The 5,880-nt window shown below is 69.1% G+C and carries 8 protein-coding genes; 4 read left to right on the top strand and 4 right to left on the bottom strand.

Annotation, left to right across the window (positions count from 1 at the left end; genetic code table 11):
- Positions 1-75 precede the first annotated feature (75 nt).
- Both VNE62_09245 and VNE62_09240 read left to right on the top strand, forming a co-directional pair.
- On the top strand, positions 76-1,011 hold the full coding sequence (locus tag VNE62_09245) for a diacylglycerol kinase family protein (protein ID HVE92465.1): 936 nt from the start codon (positions 76-78) through the stop codon (positions 1,009-1,011).
- Positions 1,012-1,208: 197 nt separating this feature from the next.
- The gene (locus VNE62_09240; protein ID HVE92464.1) at positions 1,209-1,457 is read left to right on the top strand and encodes a WhiB family transcriptional regulator; all 249 of its coding nucleotides are present in this window, start codon (positions 1,209-1,211) and stop codon (positions 1,455-1,457) included.
- Positions 1,458-1,512: 55 nt separating this feature from the next.
- Here the strand turns inward: VNE62_09240 and ftsH are convergent, their stop codons facing one another.
- Positions 1,513-3,363, bottom strand: coding sequence for an ATP-dependent zinc metalloprotease FtsH (gene ftsH / locus VNE62_09235; protein ID HVE92463.1), 1,851 nt, complete (start codon positions 3,361-3,363; stop codon positions 1,513-1,515).
- A 59-nt stretch (positions 3,364-3,422) separates the two neighbouring features.
- Here ftsH and VNE62_09230 point away from each other — a divergent pair, with 59 nt between their 5' ends.
- Together VNE62_09230 and VNE62_09225 are read left to right on the top strand one after the other, a co-directional pair.
- Entirely contained in the window at positions 3,423-3,758 is a 336-nt protein-coding gene (locus VNE62_09230; GenBank protein HVE92462.1) for a hypothetical protein, read from the top strand.
- Between the two features lie 4 nt (positions 3,759-3,762).
- Complete coding sequence (locus tag VNE62_09225; protein ID HVE92461.1) at positions 3,763-4,131, top strand: response regulator; 369 nt, start codon at positions 3,763-3,765, stop codon at positions 4,129-4,131.
- Between the two features lie 21 nt (positions 4,132-4,152).
- Here VNE62_09225 and VNE62_09220 read toward each other — a convergent pair whose 3' ends face one another.
- The 3 genes from VNE62_09220 to VNE62_09210 form a co-directional block, all read right to left on the bottom strand.
- The gene (locus tag VNE62_09220; GenBank protein HVE92460.1) at positions 4,153-4,947 is read right to left on the bottom strand and encodes a sortase; all 795 of its coding nucleotides are present in this window, start codon (positions 4,945-4,947) and stop codon (positions 4,153-4,155) included.
- An 89-nt stretch (positions 4,948-5,036) separates the two neighbouring features.
- Positions 5,037-5,225 carry a hypothetical protein gene (locus VNE62_09215; protein ID HVE92459.1) on the bottom strand — a complete coding sequence of 63 codons (189 nt, stop codon included), beginning with the start codon at positions 5,223-5,225 and terminating at the stop codon, positions 5,037-5,039.
- Positions 5,226-5,241: 16 nt separating this feature from the next.
- Positions 5,242-5,880: sensor histidine kinase (locus VNE62_09210; protein ID HVE92458.1), on the bottom strand; the 639-nt coding region annotated here is incomplete at its 5' end.

Genomic DNA, 5,880 nt, shown 5'->3' with positions numbered 1-5,880 from the left:
GCTCCAGAAGTCGCTGGAGGAGGTCCAGAGCCGCCGGACGGGCTGACGCCCCGCCGCTTGGCTTAGGGTGGCCCGGTGAGGGCCGTCCTGATCGAAAACCCCGTCGCGCACAAGGTCACCGAGGCACGCCGCCGCGTCGTGGAGCGGGCGCTGGAGGCGACATTCAAGCTCGAACGGGTGTCCACCGAGCGCCGCGGCCACGCCGCCGACATCGCGCGGGAAGCGGTCCGCTCGGGGGCCGAGGCCGTGATCACGCTCGGAGGTGACGGCACGGTCAACGAGGCGGTCAACGGGCTCATGACCGCCGGCGCGGGGTCCGATGTGTGTCTCGGGGTGCTGCCCGGAGGCGGCACCAACGTCCTGGCGAGGGTGCTGGGCTACCCCAACGACCTGGTGGACGCCACTGCGCACCTGATCGAGCTCGTGGAATCCGACTCCACACGCCGCCTGCGCCTGGCACGGCTGCAGGGGCAGGGCACGGACGGGCCCTTTGACCGCGTGTTCACCTTCGGCGCCGGCCTGGTCCTGGACGCCGAGACCGTCCGGCGCGTGGAGGAGTCCGGATGGAGGCCCCGGCTCGGCGACGGCGCGTTTGTCATCCACGGCTTCCGGTCTTTTTTCGCGCTGCGGCGGGAGGGGGAGCCCGCGCTGCACATCCAGACGCCCGGGGGCCCCGTCGAGGCGTGGTGGGCCGTGATCTCCAAGACCAACCCGTTCACCTACTTCGGCAAGCGCGGCCTCAAGGTCGCGCCCCTCGCCCGGCAGGACGGGGGCCTGGACGTCACCGCGGGCCGGACCGCCAAGGTCCTGAGGACGCTGCGCTGGCTCCAGCAGGTCCTGTCGACCGGACGCCACACCCGCCACAAGGACGTCCTGTACCTGCACGACCAGCCGCGTGTGACGATCACCGCCACCCGCCCGGTCACCCTTCAGGCCGACGGGGAGCACCTCGGACAGGTGACGCGCGTGGAGGCCGAGGCTCTCCCCCACACGCTCCGCGTCTGGGCCTGACCGCGGCAAGAGCCGGCCCCCGCTCCCACGGGGGCCGGGGTCGGGCAAACGCCAGTTCGCGGTGTGGAAAAACTGTGGCCGGACCCCTTGCGCTAAGCGAATCTGCTGGTCATACTGCTAAAGCCTCGTGTTCACCCTGAGGCCAATCTCGCGAAGCTGTCGCTGATGGATCACGTCCAAATGAGGGGGTAACGCCTATGGAGTGGCGGGAGACGGCACGATGCAAGGAGCTGGACCCGGATCTTTTCTTCCCCGTCGGCACGACGGGACCCGCGCTCCTTCAGATCGAGGCTGCCAAGGCCGTCTGCCGCACGTGCGGCGTACGTTCCGAGTGCCTGCAGTACGCGCTGGACTCCAACCAGGAGTACGGGATCTGGGGCGGCACCACCGAAGAGGAGCGGCGCTACCTGCGCCGTGAGCAGCTGACCGCGCACGCGGTCCGGTAGTCGCAGGACCGCCCCCGGACTCTCAGGTCCCGTTCGACGCTGTCGCGCGGGTGCGTCAGGAAACCGTCGTAGGCTCCCCCGCCTCCAGGCGCGCCACCAGGTCCCGGAGCTGGTTTCCGTCCAGGACCTCCACGCGCTTCAGTTCGGCGGCAACCCCCCGCAGGGCGACCTCATGCTGCTCGAGCAGCGTGCGCGCGCGCTTGGCGGCCTCCGTGACGATCCGCGAGACCTCCTCGTCGGCGATCCGCGCCATCTGCTCGGACCCGGCGCGCTCGCGGTCCCACGGCGCCCGCTGATCAAGGAACCTCGAGCCGTCCTGACTGAGCGTCACGGGACCTATCCGCGGGGACATCCCGAACTCCTCCACCATCCGGCGGGCGATGTCCGTGGACTTGCGCAGGTCGTCCTGGGCCCCCGTGGAGGGGTGCCCGTAGATGATCTCCTCGGCGGCGCGGCCCCCCAGCAGGACAGCCAGCCTGTCGGTCAGCTCCGGCTCGGTGAGAAGGTAGCGGTCCTCCATCGGCAGGGTCACGGTCATGCCGAGAGCTGCGGCCCCCCGGGGGATGATCGACACCTTGTGGACGGGGTCGTGGTTCGGGACCAGCAACCCGACCAGCGCGTGCCCGGTCTCGTGGTGGGCGACGATGTCCTTTTCGCGCTCGGACAGCACGCGTGACTTGCGCTCGAGTCCGGCCATCACCCGGTCTATGGCCTCCTGCATATCCTTCTGGCCGACCGAGTCCTCGCCGCGGCGGGCCGCGAGCAGCGCCGCCTCGTTGATGACGTTCTCCAGCTCGGCCCCCGCGAAACCGGGGGTCTGGGCGGCGATGTCGCGCAGGTTGGCCTCCTCGGAGAGCTTCACCTTGCGGGCGTGGACGCGCAGGATCTCCAGGCGGCCGTTGAGGTCCGGACGATCGACCACCACCAGGCGGTCGAAGCGCCCGGGACGCAGCAGCGCCTGGTCCAGCACCTCGGGACGGTTGGTGGCGGCCATGATGATCACGCCGGTGGTCGCGTCGAAGCCGTCCATCTCCGCCAGCAGTTGGTTGAGGGTCTGCTCGCGCTCGTCGTGGCCGCCCATGGTCACGACCGAGCCCCTGGACTTGCCGATCGTGTCCAGTTCGTCGATGAAGATGATGCAGGGCGACTGCGCCTTGGCCTGCTCGAACAGCTCCCTGACCCGGGCCGCCCCGACCCCCACGAACATCTCCACGAACTCGGAGCCGGAGATGAAGAAGAACGGGACGTCCGCCTCGCCGGCCACCGCCCGGGCGAGCAGCGTCTTTCCGGTTCCGGGGGGGCCAACCAGCAGGACTCCCTTGGGGATCCTGCCTCCGAGGCGCTGGTACTTCTTGGGGTTCCTGAGGAAGTCGACCACCTCGTGCAGTTCCGCCACGGCCTCGTCCACCCCGGCCACGTCGGCAAAGCTCGTACGCATCTCCTTGCGGTTGTAGAGCTTGGCCTTGGAGCGCCCGAAGCCCAGGGCCTGCTGGGGGCCGAATCGCTTCATGAAGAACAGCCACAGCACGATGATGATCGCGAAGGGCGCCATGTAGCCCAGCAGCCCGATCAACGGGTTGTCCTTGACCGCCACGATGCGCCTGACCCCCTTGGCCCGCAGGTTCGCCGGCTCCAGCTCGGGGTCTTCGATGGGCAGCAGGTTCGTGGAGAAGGCGACCTTCTTGTCGTTGCGTGTGAAGTGGCCCTCGATGGAGGTCGTGGAGATGCGGACGTCGGTCACGCGTCCGTCGGCCAGATAGCGCTTGAAGGTGCTGTACTCGATCTGCTGCCCGGGGGTGGACCACGACTGGAACAGCCATACGGCGAGCAGAGCGACCCCGGCATAGATCAGGATCATCTGCCGGGTCGGACGGGGGGTCTTGGTGGGGGTCGGACGCTTCGCCACGTGGGGCTAGGATACCCTCGGTTGACGGGGCCCAACCCCAAAGCGCCAGGAGGATCAGCTTGGAGATCAAGATCACGTGCAGGGCCTGCGACAGGACCTACCCCATCGCCATGGCCGTGGACCCCGAAGGCCGCTCCGGCCACTGTCCGTTCTGCGGCGAGTCACTGGCTTTCCAGTACTCGAGCACGTTCATCGAGTCCGTGGAGCGCGTGATGCGCCTCGGTCCGGAGTTCGTCCGGCAGCTGACGCTGCTGGCGGAGCTCGCCGGGGGATTCCGACTGGAGCCCGAAAGCCTTCTGGGGCCCGTCCGGGAGGCCGTGGCCAGGCAGGACGAGCGCGTGGCCGAACCGTACCGCCCCACTTGGCCCCCGGCACCGAGCGAACCCGTCGCCTGACCAAGTGCGCCGCCTGCTCCTGGTCGACAAGAACCCGTACGACCTCGAGGCGATGCGCGCCGCCCTCAGCTCTCCGGACGTCGAGATAGAGACGGCCGACGACGGCGACGACGCTCTGACCATCGCGCTGGAACGGCCCCCGGACGTGGTGATCGCGGCGTCCAGCCTCGGGCAGATGGGCGGGTTCGCCCTGTCTCGTGAGCTCAAGAGGTTCGGGGAGTCCGGACGGATCCCGACACCGCGCGTGATCGTGCTCCTGGAGCGCAGGCAGGACGGCTGGCTGGCGTCCTGGTCGCGCTGCGACGCCTGGGCTACCAAGCCCGTCGAGGACGGGGAGCTGGAGGAGCTGGTGGGGGCACCGACAGCGTCCTGACCACGCAGGACGCCGTCTGGCTTAAATCTTTGGGGGCTCCGGGAGTCCGGTGGGGACGGGGTTGCCGGACGGAAGCGGCTGGGGAGCGGGGTCGGGCTTCGGCTGGGGATCCCCTCTCGGCGCCGGCTGCGGCGCCGGGGCGGGAGCAGTCTTCACGAGCTCCGCCCGGGCCACCACACGCTCCTGGTAATGGCCGGTCCGGGGGTCGAAGCGTCCTCCACAGGTGACCAGGGTCAAGCTCTTGACTGAGGTCGGGCCGAGAAGCTCCTCGGCGTGCGGCGTGTTCGCGTCGTACATGCGAATCCAGGTGAAGGCGAAGCGGTACTCGGTGCCGTCGGCGACGACGACGACCTCGTCGCCGGGTTTGGCCTTCTCGAGCGGCTCGAGCGTGCCACCCTTGCCCTTCCATCTGCGATGCCCGGCCAGGACCGCGTTCTTGGTCGGGCCCGGGAAGGTGCCGTTGTAGTCAAGCCATGCGACGTCACGGGAGTTGTCCGGGATGACCATGTCGCGGTTGGCGTCCAGCGAGGTCGTGACGACGGGGCCGCTGACGCCGATGGACGAAATCGAGACGGAGCCCCGTCCGGGGAAGGAGCCGGCTGCGGACTTGATGCCGGCAACAGCGGGGCGGATCGCCTTGGGGGCCGGCGCCGCCACGGAGCCCGTGGGCAGGGCCGCACCGAAGGCGGACTCCGCCGCTGCCCCCACCTCGGAAACCGAGGACGCCGCGGCGCGTGCCTTGGACTCCCCGGACGCTTCAGACCTCAGCGCGAAAGAGCCGGCCGCGGCCAGGCAGATGCACACGGCAACCGACACGACCCGAAACCGAGATTGCACCTGGAGCCCCCCACGTCCGCTCTGACCACATCACAATTCGCGGTCGGGGGGCCAAATCCTGCCCCGGCTCAGAGGACCTTTCGGTAGTGGTACCAGGCCGCTCCCGCCGCGATGGCGACCAGGGTGAGCAGGATGGTGCTGCCTAGGATCAGGGCTCCGAGGAACCTGGCCGCCAGCCAGGCGGCGGCGAAGGCCAGCACCAGCGCGATCAGAGCGTCCGGGCGCGTCCTCTTCTGGTTGAAGCGGTAGGGGTCCACGGCTCCAGCCTAGCCGCTAGGCCCCCTTGGCACCCGGAAGCGGCACCCGAACGCGCACCGTCGTGCCACCGCTTCGCTCCATCTCCAGGGACCCCTTCATCTCGTGGTCCACCAGTGCCTGGACGATTTTCAAACCGAGGCCGGCGCCCTCCCAGGTGAAGGACTCCGGCATGCCCACGCCGTCGTCGGCGACGGTCGCACAGATGGACGCATCGACCCTCTCCAGCTCGATCGTGATGGTGCCGCCCTCGCGGCCGACGAAGGCATGCTCGGCCGCGTTCTGTACCAGCTCGGTGAGCACCAGGGCCAGTGGCGTGGCCACGACGGCCGGCAGCTCCCCCACCTGCCCCTGGACCTCCTGGCGGACGCCCCGCTGGTCCAGTCCCAATCCGTCCTCGAGCATGTTCATGACGCCCCGGACGACCTCCGCGAAGTCCACCAGATCGCTGGAAGCCGAGGAAAGCGTCTCGTGGACGAGCGCGATCGTGGAGATCCTGCGGACGCTTTCCTCAAGCGCGTCCTTGGCCTCGTCGCTCGTGAGCCTGCGCGACTGCAGCCTCAGGAGACTCGCGATCGTCTGGAGGTTGTTCTTCACCCGGTGGTGGATCTCACGGATGACGGCGTCCTTGTACATGAGCATCCGGTCGCGCCGCCG

Source organism: Actinomycetota bacterium, from assembly GCA_035536535.1.
GTDB lineage: Bacteria > Actinomycetota > JAICYB01 > JAICYB01 > JAICYB01 > DATLNZ01.
The sequence above is the reverse complement of the archived record's forward strand: the minus strand, read 5'-3'. Positions and strand labels throughout refer to the sequence as shown.

Bases quoted from the DNA above. Each gene is read 5' to 3' on its own strand.
- VNE62_09240 (HVE92464.1), top strand. From the start codon at position 1,209: ATGGAGTGGCGGGAGACGGCACGATGCAAGGAGCTGGACCCGGATCTT.